14 protein-coding genes and 1 pseudogene are annotated in these 14,135 nt (G+C 69.7%); 10 read left to right on the forward strand and 5 right to left on the reverse strand.

What is annotated here, in order from left to right; genetic code table 11:
* Positions 1 to 225 precede the first annotated feature (225 nt).
* Positions 226 to 1,035, forward strand: a complete 810-nt coding sequence (locus tag ACFYM2_RS33745; protein WP_388841501.1) for an alpha/beta hydrolase — start codon at positions 226 to 228, stop codon at positions 1,033 to 1,035.
* On the opposite strand, the gene ACFYM2_RS33750 is transcribed toward ACFYM2_RS33745, so the two are convergent.
* Positions 1,032 to 2,345 (reverse strand): multiprotein-bridging factor 1 family protein, encoded by a 1,314-nt coding sequence (locus tag ACFYM2_RS33750; protein WP_388841504.1) that lies wholly within the window; start codon positions 2,343 to 2,345, stop codon positions 1,032 to 1,034. The genes ACFYM2_RS33745 and ACFYM2_RS33750 overlap by 4 nt on opposite strands.
* 203 nt (positions 2,346 to 2,548) lie before the next feature.
* Between ACFYM2_RS33750 and ACFYM2_RS33755 the strand changes: the two genes are divergently transcribed.
* The 3 genes from ACFYM2_RS33755 to ACFYM2_RS33765 all read left to right on the forward strand — a co-directional run bounded on the left by ACFYM2_RS33755 (position 2,549) and on the right by ACFYM2_RS33765 (position 5,135).
* On the forward strand, positions 2,549 to 2,683 hold the full coding sequence (locus tag ACFYM2_RS33755; protein WP_388841507.1) for a hypothetical protein: 135 nt from the start codon (positions 2,549 to 2,551) through the stop codon (positions 2,681 to 2,683).
* A 71-nt stretch (positions 2,684 to 2,754) separates the two neighbouring features.
* On the forward strand, positions 2,755 to 4,245 hold the full coding sequence (locus ACFYM2_RS33760) for an MBL fold metallo-hydrolase (RefSeq protein ID WP_388841510.1): 1,491 nt from the start codon (positions 2,755 to 2,757) through the stop codon (positions 4,243 to 4,245).
* On the forward strand, positions 4,242 to 5,135 hold the full coding sequence (locus ACFYM2_RS33765; RefSeq protein WP_388841513.1) for a hypothetical protein: 894 nt from the start codon (positions 4,242 to 4,244) through the stop codon (positions 5,133 to 5,135). The genes ACFYM2_RS33760 and ACFYM2_RS33765 overlap by 4 nt, the downstream gene beginning before the upstream one ends.
* Positions 5,136 to 5,189: 54 nt before the next feature.
* Here the strand turns inward: ACFYM2_RS33765 and ACFYM2_RS33770 are convergent, their stop codons facing one another.
* Positions 5,190 to 5,525, reverse strand: a complete 336-nt coding sequence (locus tag ACFYM2_RS33770) for a VOC family protein (protein ID WP_388841516.1) — start codon at positions 5,523 to 5,525, stop codon at positions 5,190 to 5,192.
* A 122-nt stretch (positions 5,526 to 5,647) separates the two neighbouring features.
* Here ACFYM2_RS33770 and ACFYM2_RS33775 point away from each other — a divergent pair, with 122 nt between their 5' ends.
* Entirely contained in the window at positions 5,648 to 6,703 is a 1,056-nt protein-coding gene (locus ACFYM2_RS33775) for an SGNH/GDSL hydrolase family protein (protein ID WP_388841519.1), read from the forward strand.
* 89 nt (positions 6,704 to 6,792) lie between these two features.
* Entirely contained in the window at positions 6,793 to 7,572 is a 780-nt protein-coding gene (locus ACFYM2_RS33780) for a hypothetical protein (RefSeq protein ID WP_388841521.1), read from the forward strand.
* A 27-nt stretch (positions 7,573 to 7,599) separates the two neighbouring features.
* On the opposite strand, the gene ACFYM2_RS33785 is transcribed toward ACFYM2_RS33780, so the two are convergent.
* Positions 7,600 to 8,805 (reverse strand): MFS transporter, encoded by a 1,206-nt coding sequence (locus ACFYM2_RS33785; protein WP_388841524.1) that lies wholly within the window; start codon positions 8,803 to 8,805, stop codon positions 7,600 to 7,602.
* 47 nt (positions 8,806 to 8,852) lie between these two features.
* Here ACFYM2_RS33785 and ACFYM2_RS33790 point away from each other — a divergent pair, with 47 nt between their 5' ends.
* On the forward strand, positions 8,853 to 10,262 hold the full coding sequence (locus ACFYM2_RS33790; RefSeq protein ID WP_388841527.1) for a PLP-dependent aminotransferase family protein: 1,410 nt from the start codon (positions 8,853 to 8,855) through the stop codon (positions 10,260 to 10,262).
* 175 nt (positions 10,263 to 10,437) lie between these two features.
* Here ACFYM2_RS33790 and ACFYM2_RS33795 read toward each other — a convergent pair.
* Positions 10,438 to 10,760: pseudogene (locus ACFYM2_RS33795) on the reverse strand (LysR substrate-binding domain-containing protein); the annotation flags it as partial.
* A 343-nt stretch (positions 10,761 to 11,103) separates the two neighbouring features.
* The gene (locus ACFYM2_RS33800) at positions 11,104 to 11,916 is read right to left on the reverse strand and encodes an SAM-dependent methyltransferase (RefSeq protein WP_388841530.1); all 813 of its coding nucleotides are present in this window, start codon (positions 11,914 to 11,916) and stop codon (positions 11,104 to 11,106) included.
* A gap of 332 nt (positions 11,917 to 12,248) precedes the next feature.
* Between ACFYM2_RS33800 and ACFYM2_RS33805 the strand changes: the two genes are divergently transcribed.
* The 3 genes from ACFYM2_RS33805 to ACFYM2_RS33815 are packed head-to-tail and all read left to right on the forward strand — an operon-like array spanning position 12,249 to position 13,692.
* Positions 12,249 to 12,434, forward strand: a complete 186-nt coding sequence (locus ACFYM2_RS33805; RefSeq protein WP_388841533.1) for a hypothetical protein — start codon at positions 12,249 to 12,251, stop codon at positions 12,432 to 12,434.
* A 47-nt stretch (positions 12,435 to 12,481) separates the two neighbouring features.
* A complete protein-coding gene (locus ACFYM2_RS33810) occupies positions 12,482 to 12,985 on the forward strand; it encodes an RNA polymerase sigma factor (RefSeq protein ID WP_388841537.1) in 504 nt (167 codons plus the stop codon).
* A complete protein-coding gene (locus ACFYM2_RS33815) occupies positions 12,985 to 13,692 on the forward strand; it encodes a glycoprotein (RefSeq protein WP_388841540.1) in 708 nt (235 codons plus the stop codon). Before ACFYM2_RS33810 ends, ACFYM2_RS33815 begins: the two co-directional genes overlap by 1 nt.
* The last annotated feature ends 443 nt before the right edge of the window (positions 13,693 to 14,135 follow it).

Raw genomic sequence — 14,135 nt, forward strand, 5'->3', positions numbered from 1 at the left:
CCCCCAGGTCATCCGTTCGACAGAGGGAACACAGTCATACCGGGCCCGGAGGCCAGCGGCCCCATTGCAGGACCGCGAAAAACATAACGGGGGGGCTGAGCCGGCGCAGAGGCAGCCGGTGGAGCGTTGGGTTCCGGCCGGTGGGTTCGCGCCACGACTCAACTGGCCCTGGTCTGCGACGGTGGGTATCACCCCGGCGCCCCGTCTTCTCACTACCATCGGCTTATGGTCGATCACGAGACGGTGTTTCAGTCCCTGGACGGTACTCCGCTGGTCGGCACGGTGTGCGGCGCGGGAACGCGAGGCCCGGTGGCGGTGCTCGTGCACGGGTCAGGAGTGACCCGGGAGGAGGGCGGCTTCTTCACGCGACTGGCGGCCGGTCTGGCCGGCTTGGGTGTGACCAGCCTGCGGTTCGACCTGCGCGCGCACGGGGCAAGCGGCGGGCGCGAGTCGGAGCTGACGATCGCCGCGGTGTCCAATGACATCCGCGCGGCTTGCGACCACGTACGGGAACGGACCGGCCGGCCGGGGCCGGTTAATGTGATCGCCGCGTCGTTCGCAGGAGGCGCTGCGGCCCTGCATGCCGCCCACCGGCCCGGCGATGTCGGCAAGTTGGTGCTGCTCAACCCGCGGCTGGACTACAAGGAGCGGTACGTCACTTCCCGGCCGGGCTGGTCGGGCGACTACCTGTCCGGGGACATGGCGGTGCGGCTGGAGGAGCAGGGCTTCACGGAGAAGTCGCCGTTCAAGTTGAACCGGGCCCTGTTGAACGAGGTGTTCTATCTGGACACTCCGGCGATCCTGGCCGGGGTACGGACGCCGGTGCTGATGGTGCACGGCACGGCGGACACCTTCGTGCCCATTGAGTCTTCCCGCCGGTTCCGGGCGATGTTCGGCGGGCCGGTGGAGCTGGTGGAGCTGGAGGGCGCCCAGCACGGCTTCGCCGTTCATGACGACCCGCGATACCTGCACCCGCAGTCCCAGGCGTGGCAGCGCGAGGTGATCGTGAAGGTGAGCGCCTTTCTCGCCGGTTAGACCACGGCAAGCTCGCCGAGGCGCCGGCGGAGCTCGCGGACGGCCGGTCGGCGGGCGTGGGGCGCGAGGTCGTCGCCGGTGCGGCGGAGTTCGGCGAGGGCTTGTCCGAATCGGGCACCGGCGGCGAGGGCCAGCGCCTGGAGCGCGGCAGTAGCTGCCTCGTCAGGCTCGCCGGCCGCGGCCAGGGCGCCGGAGTAGTGGGCGGTGAAGAACGCGCGGTCGCGGGGTGCGAACACCCGGGCGGTGAGCTGTTCTCCGAAGATGCTGACGGCCCGTTCGCTCTGGCCGGCTTCGCGGTAGCAGATCGCGCTCTGCACCAGTAGCCGTTCGCGGGTGTAGCCGTCGCCGAGCGGGCCGGTGCAGGTGACGGGCTCGTGCGAGGGGGCGGCCTCATCGAGGGCGGCATGGGCCTGGTCGAGGACGCGCGCCACCTGTTCGGCGCCGGAGCCTGTCAGGGCCAGCGCTCGGGCCTGTTGCTGGAGCGCCTCCGCGCGGGGCCTTGGCGGCAGCGTCCAGGGGCCTTCGGTGGCGGCGCGGGCGAGATCGAGCATCCGGGCCGCCCCGGTGCGCTCGGTGGCCTGGGCCTGGCGGAGCAGGACGTAGGCATGCATCGCCCCGTCGCCGGTGAACGTCGCCCACTCCTTCGCCTGGTGGTGCCAGTAGGCGACAACGTGGGCCGGGGCATGGGTGTCCCGGTGGAGCCAGGCCGCGAGCTCCGCTCCCCGGGCGCCGAGAACCATCAGCTCGCGTCGCATCTCGGGGGCTGCGGTGCGGGCGGCGGAGTCGATCGCGCTGAGAAGACCGAGCGCGGTGGGCAGCGCCTCGTGCGGGCCGGCCTGCCCGTCCCTGCGAGCCGTCTCGTCCAGCGCTGTCCGCAGGTGGTCGAGAAGTTCGCGGCCGCCGTAATGGCGGGCATTGTGGGCGGCGGCGGTGAGATGGCCAAGGTCCGCGAGGTTGAGCACCGGTGCCATGCCCGCCAGGCCCAGGAATGTCCGTCTGTACACGTCGTGCTCCTCCACCTGTCGTCCGCTTTCGCCGGGGTGCCGACCGGTTGGCCGGGCGGGCCGGCGAAAGCCGAGGTTCTCCATCGGGCAGTCGAACATCGCCTCCAGCACGCGCCTGGCGTCCCGGTTGGGCCAGGTCGAGCGGCCTGACTCCCATCGCCGGACCTGGCGCACCGAGATCCGGGCCTGCTCGCGCAGTTCGCGCGCCTTGTCCTCGTAGGCGTCGGCGAAGTCCTGCTGGGTGTGCCAGCCGCGCTTGGTGCGGGCGGCGACGAACCGCCAGTTGGCGGCGGCTTGTTCGGGCATGGGCACCCCCGGGATTTCAGGACCACCACGGTAGCCACCCTGGCCACCGTGAGCGAGGGAGCAGAAGCGGCCCGTCACGGTGTCCGGTGATGTGTCCGGTGATCTGGCCTCGACCCGCGCCGCGCACGGCGGTGAACTGTGGTCACGGGAGCGGCCCGACGGGCCGCATCCCCAACATCCCGCCCTGCAAGGAGGACCGCGCCATGAAGACCACCACCGTCGCGAAGGCCCCGGCCGTCAGGCTCGACCCGAAGAAGGTAGCCGGGCTCCAGGCCAAGGTCGGCCGGTTCGTCGGGACCGGCGCGCTGGCCGCAGCCCCGCACACCTACCACCACTGAAAAGCTCCGGGGCGGTCGGGACGGCTGGGGCCGTCCCGACCGCCCCGGCCCGTCCCCGCTTGGTCGAGAACATGAAGGAGGCAACCCGCGTGGACAACCGCCTGGAGCTGACGTTCCTGGGCCACCAGACCTGGCTGGTCCAGGGCGGCGGCCACCGCGTCCTGATCGACCCCGTCCTCAAGAGCACGTTCGGCCTGCCCGGTCGCGCTGAGTGCCGGGTGTGGCCGCCGCGCGCCGTCGACCACGGTCTGATGCCCCGACCCGACGCCGTGGTGCTCACCCATGAGCACCTGGACCACTTCCACCTGCCCTCCCTGGACCTGCTGGACCGGCAGGTGCCCATCTACACAGGGCCCCTGCTACCCGCTCCGGTCGAGGAGGCGGTCACCAGGCTCGGGTTTACGCTGCACCGGATCGACCACACCACGCCGATCGAGCTGGGCGAACTGCGTGTCACGCTCTATCCGGCCGGGGCGCGGACGCTGTTCTGGGAGGACCGCGTCGTCCAGCCGTGCCTGCGCGTCGGCGACGGCCCGGCCGTGTTCATCGCCGTGGACGCCGACCCTTCCGACCTGTACGTGCAGCAGGTCACCGAGGGGGCCCAGCCCGTGCCCCGCGTCGCGATCATCTCCAACAACTCCCAGATCGTGCCGCCGGGGATGCCCGCCTCCTCGGTCAACCTGCTGCCCGGCATGGACGGCACCCGGCACAAGACCGGCCTGAGCGTGCTCAACCAGCTGCTCCTGGAAGTCCTCGCCCCGCTCGACGGCGTCCAGGACGTGGCGCTGTGCGGCAACGGCTTCCTGCCCCCGGCCTCCCCCCACGGACCGTTCCTGTACTCCGACCACCCAAGGATGGCTGCGGCCGCCAACGACCTGCAGAACCTCTTCCGCGTCCACGGCCCGCGCCCCGGGGACCGGCTGACAGTCCCCGCCACTCCCGCGCAGAAGGTGACGGCCGACCAGGTCGGCTGGGTGCGGATCGACGGCGACTACGAGTACGAGGCACTGATCGCGCACGCCGCGTTCCTCGCCGACCCCGGCACCGTCGAACTGGCCCCCCTCGCCGACGAGCCCGCCGACCAGGACCAGGCCCTCAAGGTCGTGACGGCGGAACTGCCGCGGCTGGGACGCGAACTGCTGGCCACCGCCACCGGCATGCTGGCCTGCAGCATCCACGAATACCTCTCCGGCACGCTCGGCCCCCACCGCGCGGTGCTGCGGCTCAAGGACGGCCCCGGCGGCGAGCTCCTGCAGTTCGCCTGGGACGTCACCACCGCCGACTTCGTCCAGGTCGAGGCGACCGGCCGCGAAGAGGCTATGGCCACCTACCCGTTCGGCGCCGAGATGTTCTTCCAGGACTACCTCGCCCTGCTCCAGGGCCGCCTGCAAGTGTGGGACGTGGCCGGCGGCGCGATGGAGTGCTGGCACATCGGACGCCCGCTGGACAGCCTCGTCTACGCCCTCTTCGGCATCTACGGCGAACACCAGCGCCCCGACCTCGCCACACGCTCCTACGCCACCATGGCCACCGCCATCACCGCCCCGGCGAGCACCCGATGACGTCGTCGGCGCCCGGCACGGCCGCCGAGGCCCTGACAGGACTCGCCCGCATCCGACCGCCCGGCTGGCTGGCCGCCCCCATGCCATCGGACCCGGCCGCCCTGATCGGCCGCGCCCGCCAAGCGCTCGCCGATGACCACCCCGGTGTGACCGGCAGGCTCTGCGTCCTCAGCACCCGCTACACCGCCGCGGTATTCGCGGTGAACCCGGACCCGCCGGAGGCCTCGCTGGTCCTCAAGCTCCACGCCGATCCCACCGCGTACGCCGGGGAGACACTGGCGCACGCGCTGCTCACCGGCACCGCCCCCGTCCCCCGGCTGTACGCGGAGGGCGAGACATCGCTGTCGCTGCTGCTGGAGCACCTGCCCGAGGCCGCCGACTGGACCCGCCCGCAGATGCCCGCGGTGCTGGCCGACCGAGCCGCCGCCGTGCACACCGCCTCGCAGCGACAGACCGCCGAGGCCGCCGGAGCCATGGCCGGCTTCACCCTCGCCACCCTGCAAGGCGCCCCGGCACCGGTCTGGATCGCCGACCCGGTGGCGTACGGCGAGGTCCTGGCCGCTTATGCGGACGCCTACGGTCCCAACCTGGTGCCCCTGGGCCACCTCGACCTCAAGCCCGAGCACCTGCGCCTCCGGTCGGATGGCGAGGTGATGCTGCTCGACGTGGAGAGCGTGCGTCCGGACGTCACCGGACTGATCGACGTGGTCACCCTGCCCGCCGTCCTGCGCCAGGCCGGCCACGAGTTGAGCGCCGGCCGGGTCCTGGGTCTGTATCTCGATGCCACGGCGGCACGCGGCGCCAACTGGACGGCGAGCACGTTGAGGTCCGCCCTGCGCGCGTACGCGGCGGCCACCGGACTGGAGAGCCTGCACGGCCTGGACCGTTAGAACCCAAGCCCCGCTGACCGCCAGCTTCAGCGGGGCACCGGGCCTTCGCCCGTCCTACGGGCCCTTAATGCCGACGATGGTGCCGAACGGGTCACGCACCTGGGCAATCCGTCGGCCCGGCTCGATGGTCAGCGGCCCGCGGTGATGCTCGCAGCCGGCCGCCAGCAGCCGCTCCCGCACCTGGTCGATGTCGTCGACACCCCAATAGACGACCGGGCTGCCGCCTCGGGGATTGCGCTCGTCGTCGGCAGGGTGGAAGCCGACCTCGACCCCGCCGATCTCCACCCAGGCGTAGACCGCCCCGCTGTCGCTGACGTCGAGCTTCACCGGGGTGTCGAGGAGCTGTCCCCACCACCGGGCCGACGCTTCGGGGTCTGCGGCGAAAGTCATCACGGTACGTACAGCATGGAACACACCACACCTCCAGGGGAGAGTCTGCCCCGGCCCGGCCCGCCCGCGACAGTCGCCCGCGATCGAGGCACGCACTGTGCGGCCGCGACGCCTGGGGCGCAGTGGCCTTCCAGCCGCTGCCCGGCAAGCCGAAGAACGTCATCGTAGCCATGGGCGACTCCTACTCCTCCGGGGAAGGCGCATCGGAAGGCGACCGCGACTACTATCCGGAAACCAACTACCGGGGCAAGAACAAGAAGATCGACGAAAACGACCCCTCGCGAGATGGCTGCCATCGGTCCACCTATGCGTGGTCGAGGCAAGCCTCTCTTCCGGGTGCGTCGAAGTCGATCGGTGCTCTCGACGACGGTTCCGACAACAACATGGATTACCACCTCATCGCCTGCTCGGGGGCGCGCACCTATAACGTGCTGCGGAACCCCCTTTCCGGTGAGCTACCACAGATACAGAAGGGCTACCTGAACAACAACACGACCTTGGTTACGATCTCCATCGGAGGTAACGACGCGCGCTTCGCGAGCATCGTCCAGCAATGCCTGGTGGCCGCAGGCGGAAACAGCTGCGAAACAAAATCATTCGATGACCTGGACGCGGCCGTCGAGGGGCGGGATGCGAAATTCCAAGGGCAGCCACTATCCACCGCCGTCCCAGGAGTCATAAAAGAGATCGTGCGCCCGGACATCACTCAGACACTAATGACCATCCACCAGAAAGCTCCATATGTGAAGATCATCCTCATGGGTTATCCGCATCTGATCTCCAACAGCGGGTCTTGCCTCCGCATGGACTTCCCGACCGTCCCTCCCGTCCCTCCGCTGCCTTCTCTAGGTATGTCCGCCCCTTCCGCAGCGTGGCTTAACGGAATCGCCGATGTCCTCACGGCAGCGATGCAGGGCGCGAAGGATGACGCGAAGACGGCTGGAGCGCCGGTGGAGTTTTCCGATCCGACCAATGACTTCGCTGGCAAGGGAATCTGTGGAGACCCAGAACAGGTCCATGGCATCGTGACGGCTCTCACAAAGTCGGACCAGCCCAAATGGGACTTGAAATTCCTCGGTGCGTACGGCTTATCTAACCAGTCGTTCCATCCCAAGATCGGAGGCGCGCGCCTCTACGCGAACTCACTGGAGCGCACTATGACGGGCATGGGCCTGTAGCGCCACTCATCCATACCCGGGGCCGCCCCCGGGTATGGATGAGTACCTGTACGGATAGACATCCCCAACTGAGGTGCCAGAATGGGCACATGGCCATGAAGAAGGTGCTTCCTGCGTTATCCGCCCTGCGTGCCAGCGTGTCACGGCCCCTTGGGGTCCTCCTTGTGTTCGCGCTCTCAGCGTGCTCGTCCCAGGACCGAGCCACGAGCCCACAGGAGGTACGCTCCCTCGCGGGCAGTTCTCAGGCTCTGCAGTCCCGGAAGATCGCCGAGGGCCGGCTCCGGGCCACCGTGAACGAGTACGCTACGCACACCCCACTCACTCTCGGCCTGGTCACGTTGAATGACGTTTGTGCGGGAGGGAAGGCGAAGGAACTGTTCTTTCAGAGCGGCGACGACCAGTACAAGATCCGTTGCGCCCTGCGGATCACCGCGTACTTCGGTGCCGACCCACACCGCATGGGGGACGTGCTGGACGGGATTCTGACAGCCGGAGATCGCTACGCCTCGCAGCACGATGACAGCGCCAGCATTCCGTTTCATCACATCGACGGCCGCAGCGCCTTTGTCGACTATTATCGAGGAACCGGCCCGAACCCCACCGGCCCAAATCTGCCCGAGCCCGCCGGGCTGTTCGGCCGCCTGCAAAGCTTGTCATGGGACTCCGTACGCAGCACCCCGAAGAAGCTGATCGAGGAAGCATCTGCGTGCCTGCAGCACGATCCGCCAACCACCCGATGCTTGCGAGAACCAAGCTCCAAGACAGTATCCGACATCCGTGAACAGTTCGGAATGGTTTTCAAGCTCGAAGTTCCATCCATTACCTATTACACGGTTTGCAAAGATGGGAAAACCGCATCGGCGGGATAACGTGGTGGTCGCGACGGGTGTGGTGAGTCAGCGGCCGGCACGACGCTTCGGGTGATCGGCGCTGCGGTCGGTCAGGGCAGGGACGAGGGCACTGAGTATGGCCAGGGCGGTCAGCGCGAACGCCCACGGGTAGCCGGTTCCGGCGGCGAGCCAGCCGAAGGCGACGGCGCCGACGCCCATGCCGGCGTCGTAGGCGAAGTTCCACATCGCGCTGACGGTGCCGTAGCCGGCGGTGGAGACCTGCGCGTACATCAGCGTGAGCGTGGCGTTCTGGGCTACGCCGAAGCCGATGCCGAACAGACCGACAGCAATGATCACAGCCACGGGATGGCCGGTCAGCGCCATGAGCCCGGTGCCGAGCGCGGACAGCAGCAGACCCGGCAATACGAGCCCGGCGGAGCCGTGCCGGTCACCGTGACGCCCGGCGAGCCAGCGGGCCAGCGTGGCCGCCGCGGGCTGGACGAACAGCGCCGCCGCGACCAGGCCCGTGGCCGACGCAGGGACGGCGAGCGGCAGGAAAGTAACGACGATCCCTGCCGCGAGCGCCGTGACCGCGAAGACGACGGCGGGGCGCAACAGTTCGGCAGTGCGGAGCGCCTCGGTGATGCCGATCGGCCGCCCGGAGGCGCGGATCCGGTCGGGCAGGCCGGGCACTGCGGGAATCGCGGCGAGCGCGGTCACTGCGCCGGCCGTGAAGACGACGGCGTAGCCCGCGTGTGCGGCCAACCACACCCCGATCGGCAGGCCCAGCAGCGAAGGGAGTCCGCTGACGATGCCGACCAGCGCCAACCCTTCGCCGCGCCGTTCGGCCGGGATGAGGGAGGCGGTCAGCGCGCCTCCCGCGACCACCGTGAAGGCGAAGCCGAGTCCGCGCAGGAGGCACATCGCGACGATCCACCCGAGGTTCCGGGAGAGCCCGAGCGCCAGCGCGGGTGCGCCCATCAGGGCCAGGCCGACGGCCAGTACGAGGCGGTAGCCGCAGCGGCGGACCAGGACGGGGGTGGCGAGTTCACCCAGCACCGTCGCCAGCATCAGCGCTCCGGTGGCCAGTCCTGCTGCGCCGCCGCCTCCGCCCCGGTCTCCGGTCGAGGCGTAGCGCGGGACGACGGACAGCAGCAGGTAGAAGCTGGTCGAGGCGCCCAGGATGGACACGAAGCGCAGCAGCAGCGGCCGTGTCAGCAGAGCCGGGCGCGTGGTGGTCGTGGGGGAAGTGGTGTCGAGCGTTTCGGTCACAGCTGGACGCTAAGAGCGCGACCGGATCGCCGGTAAGCTCCACTTCCATGCCGCCGGAGTGGTCCAGTTCCCCGCCCGAGCTGCTGCTGACCATCGACCGGACCAGCGGCCGACCGCTGCACGCCCAACTACAGCACGGGCTGCGGGACGCGATCCGCACCGGCCGCCTGCAGGTCGGCGAACGCCTGCCGTCCTCCCGTGATCTCGCCCGGTCGCTCGGCGTCTCCCGCGGCCTGGTCCAGGAGTGCTACGCCCAGCTCCAGGCCGAGGGCTACTTGACCACCCGTCCCGGGTCCGCCACCCGGGTGGCGACCGGCGCCGCCGTACCGCCCGGCATCCCGCAACCGAGCACCGCCGCGTCACGCCTGGTGGCCGACTTCCGCTGCGGCGTACCGGATCTCGGCTCCTTCCCGGTCCAGGACTGGCTGTGGGCCCTGCGCGAGGCCGCCCGCACCATGCCGGCCGCCCAGTTCGACTACGGCGACCCGCGCGGCGACGCGGCCCTGCGCGAGGTCCTGACCGGGTACCTGCGCCGGGTGCGCGCCGCGGCGACCGACCCGCAACACATCGTCGTCTGCAACGGCTACGCACAGGGCCTCGGCCTGACGCTCCGCTCCCTCGCGGACGCGGGTGCGCACACCGTGGCCTTCGAGACCCCAGGCTCACCCGGCACCGTCACCGCCGCAGCCGCCACCGTGGGCATGCGTGCGATCCCCGTCCCGGTGGACGAGCAGGGCATCGACGTGCGGGCGCTGGCCGCGAGCGCCGCCCGCGCCGTCGTTGTCACCCCCGCCCACCAGTGGCCGACCGGGGTCGCCCTCGCCCCCGAGCGCCGACTGGCCCTCGTCGAGTGGGCCCGCGACCGTGACGCGGTCATCATCGAGGACGACTACGACGCCGAATTCCGCTACGACCGCGAGCCCGTCGGCGCCCTCCAGGGACTGGCCGCGGACCGGGTGATCTCCATCGGCACCGTCAGCAAGTCCCTCGCCCCCGCCCTGCGCATCGGCTGGATCGTCTGCCCGCCTCAACTGGCCGGACCGATCGCCGAGCAAAAGCACCGCAGCGACCGCGGCACGCCCACACTCGACCAACTCGCCCTGAGCAGACTGATCGAGTCCGGCCGCTTCGACCGCCACCTACGCCGCATGCGCGCCACCTACGCCACCCGCCGCACCGTCCTGCTCGCCGCGCTCGCCGAACACGCCCCCGAACTGCCGGTCACCGGCCTCGCCGCCGGCTTCCACGCCGTCGCACACCTGCCCGCTGGCACCGACGAACACCACATCGTCACCGCCGCCCGCGAACGGTCCGTCGGCCTCTACGGCATGAGCGCCCACCGGGCCTCACACGCCACCGCGCCGACGCAACTCGTCCTCGGCTTCGGCAACATCGGCGAACGAGCCATCGCCAAGGGCATCGCGACCATCGGCCACCTGCTGACCGGCCAGCCGTAACCTACCGACCCATGACCACACGCTCCTCGCCTGGCTGGTCGGCCGCGGCCCGGACGAAGACTTCCGGTCGGAGCCACACCTGCCGCCACCACCGCCCTGGCCGCTCCCGCCAAAACCGGGCTGGGGGCGCGCGCGTCCCTGACGAAAGGGACTGACGGCGTGTCGTGGGCGGCGGCTATTCCCGAACGGTCTGCTTGCCGCAGTGGTGCGCGACGGCCTCGGCGAACGCGCGGGCCGGCGGGGAGAGGGCATCCCAGCGGCGTACCGCCCAGCCCGCGGGGAGCGCGGGGATGGGAATCAGTCGCAGGCCGGGGTGTCCGGGGCCGCTCCAGGCGGGCAGGGCCGGGACGACGGCGAGGCTCAGTCCCAGTTCTGCCAGCAGGATTGCGGTGTCCCAGTCGGTGACGCTGGTGTCGAAGACCGGCCGGATCCCGGCTTCGCGAGCCAGGCGCCGAGTTGTAGGCGGGAGGTGGAGTTCTGCGGAAGCCCGACGTGCCGTGCTGGGGGCGTCCCAGCCATCGCCGCGTTCGCGGGGATGGACCCGGGCACCAGGGAGACCACCGTGGCCGCGGCGGTCCGCGCGGCTACCTTGACGGTGACCGGGGCCGCTGAACGGTGGCGGGGCCGCCCGTGCGGGTCCTGGACCTCACATGCGTGCTCGCACCGGTAGAGGCCTCGTCGCGGGCATGCTGTCCACATGCCGGGTGGGCTGGGTGATCGCGATTCCAGGCTGGTGGTCCTGACTCTGGGGATGGCGCGGGAGTCCTGGCGGGGCGGCCCCCTCGCGCGGATTCCGCGGCCCGGCCACAGATGCCTGGACCGGAACGCCGTCAGCGCTGCGTCAGAGTTTCCGTGCGACGCCGGCGTAGCAGGCGGCGTCGGCGTCAGTGAGGGTGCTGTGGGCCTCGTCGGGGTTGGGGCGCCAGCGCAGGATGGGCTGGAGGCCGGGGTCGAGGAGCTGCCAGTCGGTGAAGAAGCGGGCGATCTGGTCTCGGGTGCGGGCCTGGATAGGTGTTCCGGCTTCTTTGTAGATGCCGGTGACGCGGGCGATGGCGGCGGGGTCGAAGTCGGGGGTGGCGTGGCTGATGATCAGGTGGCTGCCGGAGGGCAGGGCGTCTTTGAGTTTCTGGACGATGCCGTAGGGGTCGTGTGGTTCGGTGACGAAGTGCAGCAGGGCGTTGAGGCTGAGGGCGATGGGCTGGTCGAAGTCGAATGCGGATCGCAGGACGGGGTGGTCCAGCAGTGCGGTGGGGTCGGTGATGTCGGCGGGCAGGTAGGTGGTGCTGCCCTGGGGGTGGCTGTGGAGGAGGGCGCGGGCGTGGGTGAGGACGATGGGGTCGTTGTCGGTGTAGACGACGCGGGCGCGGGGGTTCACGCTCTGGGCGACCTCGTGGAGGTTGGGGCTGGTGGGGATGCCGGTTCCGATGTCGAGGAACTGCTCGATGCCGGCTTGCGCGAGGTAGTGGGTGGAGCGGCGCATGAAGGCGCGGTTGCTCCGGGCAGCGATCAGGGTGGCGGGGAACGCGGCGATGGTTTTGGCGGCGGCGTCGCGATCGGCGGGGAAGTTGGTGATGCCGCCGAGGAAGTAGTCGTACATGCGTGCCGAGTGCGGCCGGTCGAGTTGCAGGTCAACTACGTCGGTGCCGTTGCCCATGTCGCCCCCTGGTCTGCCTCTTCGCGGTCGACGCCGTGCTGACGCCACCGTTCGCCACCCCAGCCTCCCCTTGGCATGTCCTGGGGGCAACCACATGACCAGCCACCGCGCACCGCCTTGCGCCGACAACACGGGCACGGGGCGGCCGTATCGGTCAGAAATGGTCCGACTGCGGGGTTTGTTGATCGCGTTGTGGTCATCTGCGTCAGTCTGGCTGGGGCCTTGCACGAAGATGCCTGTTCTCGGGTTGGCTGATGAATGGGAAAGCAGATTTCCCACACCGACGCCGCCTCATCGTGGAGCGGCGCGGTGCCAGCCACCTTAGGAATCCTGTGGACATCGATCTGGACACCGTGGCGGTCTGGGGGACCGCCGCCCGGATCTTCGTACCTGACCTGCGCCGGGCCGGCCAGGGGGTACTCGCCGCCGCCGTGCAGGCCGGGGTGCAGCATCTTCGCCGGCAGAGCGCTTCTGCCTCTTCCCACCCGGACGCCATCGCCCCGGAAAGTGAGGTGTGATGAACCCGTCGGGGCGGGCCGCGGCTTCACGCCGCGGGCGGTTGGCGTTGACCTTCGACGCGTTTCACGCCTACCACCGCAAGCTGTGGATGCGCTATGCGCACACTCAGGTCGGCAGCCGCGCGGGCGCGGAGGTCGTCGTGGACGCCACCTGCGCCCGTCTGAAAAGGACATGGCCTCATGTCCTGATCCAGGAGTCCGTCCCGCGGTACGCCTGGCAGGTCCTGAAGGAGGAAGTCCAGCGCTGGCTCACCGCGCGCTCCCTGGAGCCGCAGGTCGCTGACGCGGCTTTCCTGACCGCCGTTCAGAAGCTTCTGTTGCACGAGATGCGCGACGAACTCCGTGTCATTTCGCAGGAGATCGGCCTCTACAACGCCTCCACCCTGCCCGAGCGTCAGTACGACGTCGTGATGCTGCGCTTCGTCCTCGGCATGGAAGAGCCCGACGTGGCGGAATATCTGGGGATCGACGTCGCCACCGTCCGCTCCCACATCCGGCACGCGCGCCGCGCCCTGGCCAGACAGCTGGACATCCAACTTGAGGAGAAGTAGTGGCCCGCACCGATCACGAACCGGACATCGGAATCGATAGGGCACTCGCCCAGGCCGAGGCCCTGGCCGGCGTGTACCAGGACTATGACGCCGACGCAGCACTCGACCGTGTGAGGGCCCTCGCCGATGCGGGTACCGGGCTTGGCCCGGCCACGCCTGTCGCCTCCCGCTACGCCACCGTGCACGAACAGGCTGCCCACGACCTCGACTTGGCCTCCAGCCTGATCGTGGACACCCCACAAGCACAACGGAGCATCAGCCTGCTGGTGGAGTCCGACCCGATCGAACCAGAAGGAGCCCTCGTCTTCGCCGCTTTGCTCCACCTGTCCGGCTACCGCGACCCCTCCCAGTTCTGGTTCGAGTTCGCCGCCGGCGCCGGAAACCGCACTGCGGCGTTCTGCCTCACTCTCCTGCACCAGCAGCGCTCCGAGCACCGCACCGCAGCCCACTGGCGAACCCAGATTCCCGCCCCAGCGCCGACCGCGCCCCAGCCGGCCCTCGACGCCTCCCCGCTCCCTCCCCTGCTGCCAGACCGGGTGCGACGCGACCTGATCACACGGTGCTGGCAAGGCCGCCGTCCCTGCCTGCCGCCCCGCCTGGAGGCGGTCATCCACGGTCTCTCCACCGAGCCCTTCGATGAAGACTTTGGCGAGATCCCCCGCCCGGATCACACACTGACTCGGTTGCCGCAGTACACCGGCAGCTGACGCACAGCCCAGTACCCACAGCCCATCGGCACTCGCCACCGCTCATACTGATCGACTTCCGGGCCCGGTACCGCGGCCTGTACACGGCGTCGGCCCCGACCAGATACCTCTGGTCGGGGCCGACCTGCGTCTGGAGTCAGTTTCCGGCGAGCAGGTGCACCTGTACCGCGAAGACGTCGCTGCTTCTGTTGTGCCGTCCAAATCCTCTGCGGCAACGGACAGCGCATCAGGAGTCGTGACTGCGGAGGGAACGGGCGTGCTGACGGGTCGGTACCGGGTCGCGGCTGTGTGTTGCCGCCAGTAACGCGGCTCCTCTAAAGGTCAGTTGACGGCCCGTCAAATGTGCTCGTCTGCCCCCTCCGTCGAGGTGCATGCTTGTAGTGCACATCACACTTAAGTGCCCATCCTGGGAAAGTGCAATGGACATGCGTTTACGCCTGGCC

It is taken from the genome of Streptomyces sp. NPDC006711, from assembly GCF_042869775.1.
Taxonomy (GTDB): Bacteria; Actinomycetota; Actinomycetes; order Streptomycetales; family Streptomycetaceae; genus Streptomyces.

Coding starts and splice junctions, on each gene's coding strand:
- ACFYM2_RS33745 (WP_388841501.1), top strand. CDS start 226: ATGGTCGATCACGAGACGGTGTTTCAGTCCCTGGACGGTACTCCGCTG.
- ACFYM2_RS33750 (WP_388841504.1), bottom strand. CDS start 2,345: ATGCCCGAACAAGCCGCCGCCAACTGGCGGTTCGTCGCCGCCCGCACC.
- ACFYM2_RS33755 (WP_388841507.1), top strand. CDS start 2,549: ATGAAGACCACCACCGTCGCGAAGGCCCCGGCCGTCAGGCTCGACCCG.
- ACFYM2_RS33760 (WP_388841510.1), top strand. CDS start 2,755: ATGAAGGAGGCAACCCGCGTGGACAACCGCCTGGAGCTGACGTTCCTG.
- ACFYM2_RS33765 (WP_388841513.1), top strand. CDS start 4,242: ATGACGTCGTCGGCGCCCGGCACGGCCGCCGAGGCCCTGACAGGACTC.
- ACFYM2_RS33770 (WP_388841516.1), bottom strand. CDS start 5,525: ATGACTTTCGCCGCAGACCCCGAAGCGTCGGCCCGGTGGTGGGGACAG.
- ACFYM2_RS33780 (WP_388841521.1), top strand. CDS start 6,793: ATGGCCATGAAGAAGGTGCTTCCTGCGTTATCCGCCCTGCGTGCCAGC.
- ACFYM2_RS33790 (WP_388841527.1), top strand. CDS start 8,853: ATGCCGCCGGAGTGGTCCAGTTCCCCGCCCGAGCTGCTGCTGACCATC.
- ACFYM2_RS33800 (WP_388841530.1), bottom strand. CDS start 11,916: ATGGGCAACGGCACCGACGTAGTTGACCTGCAACTCGACCGGCCGCAC.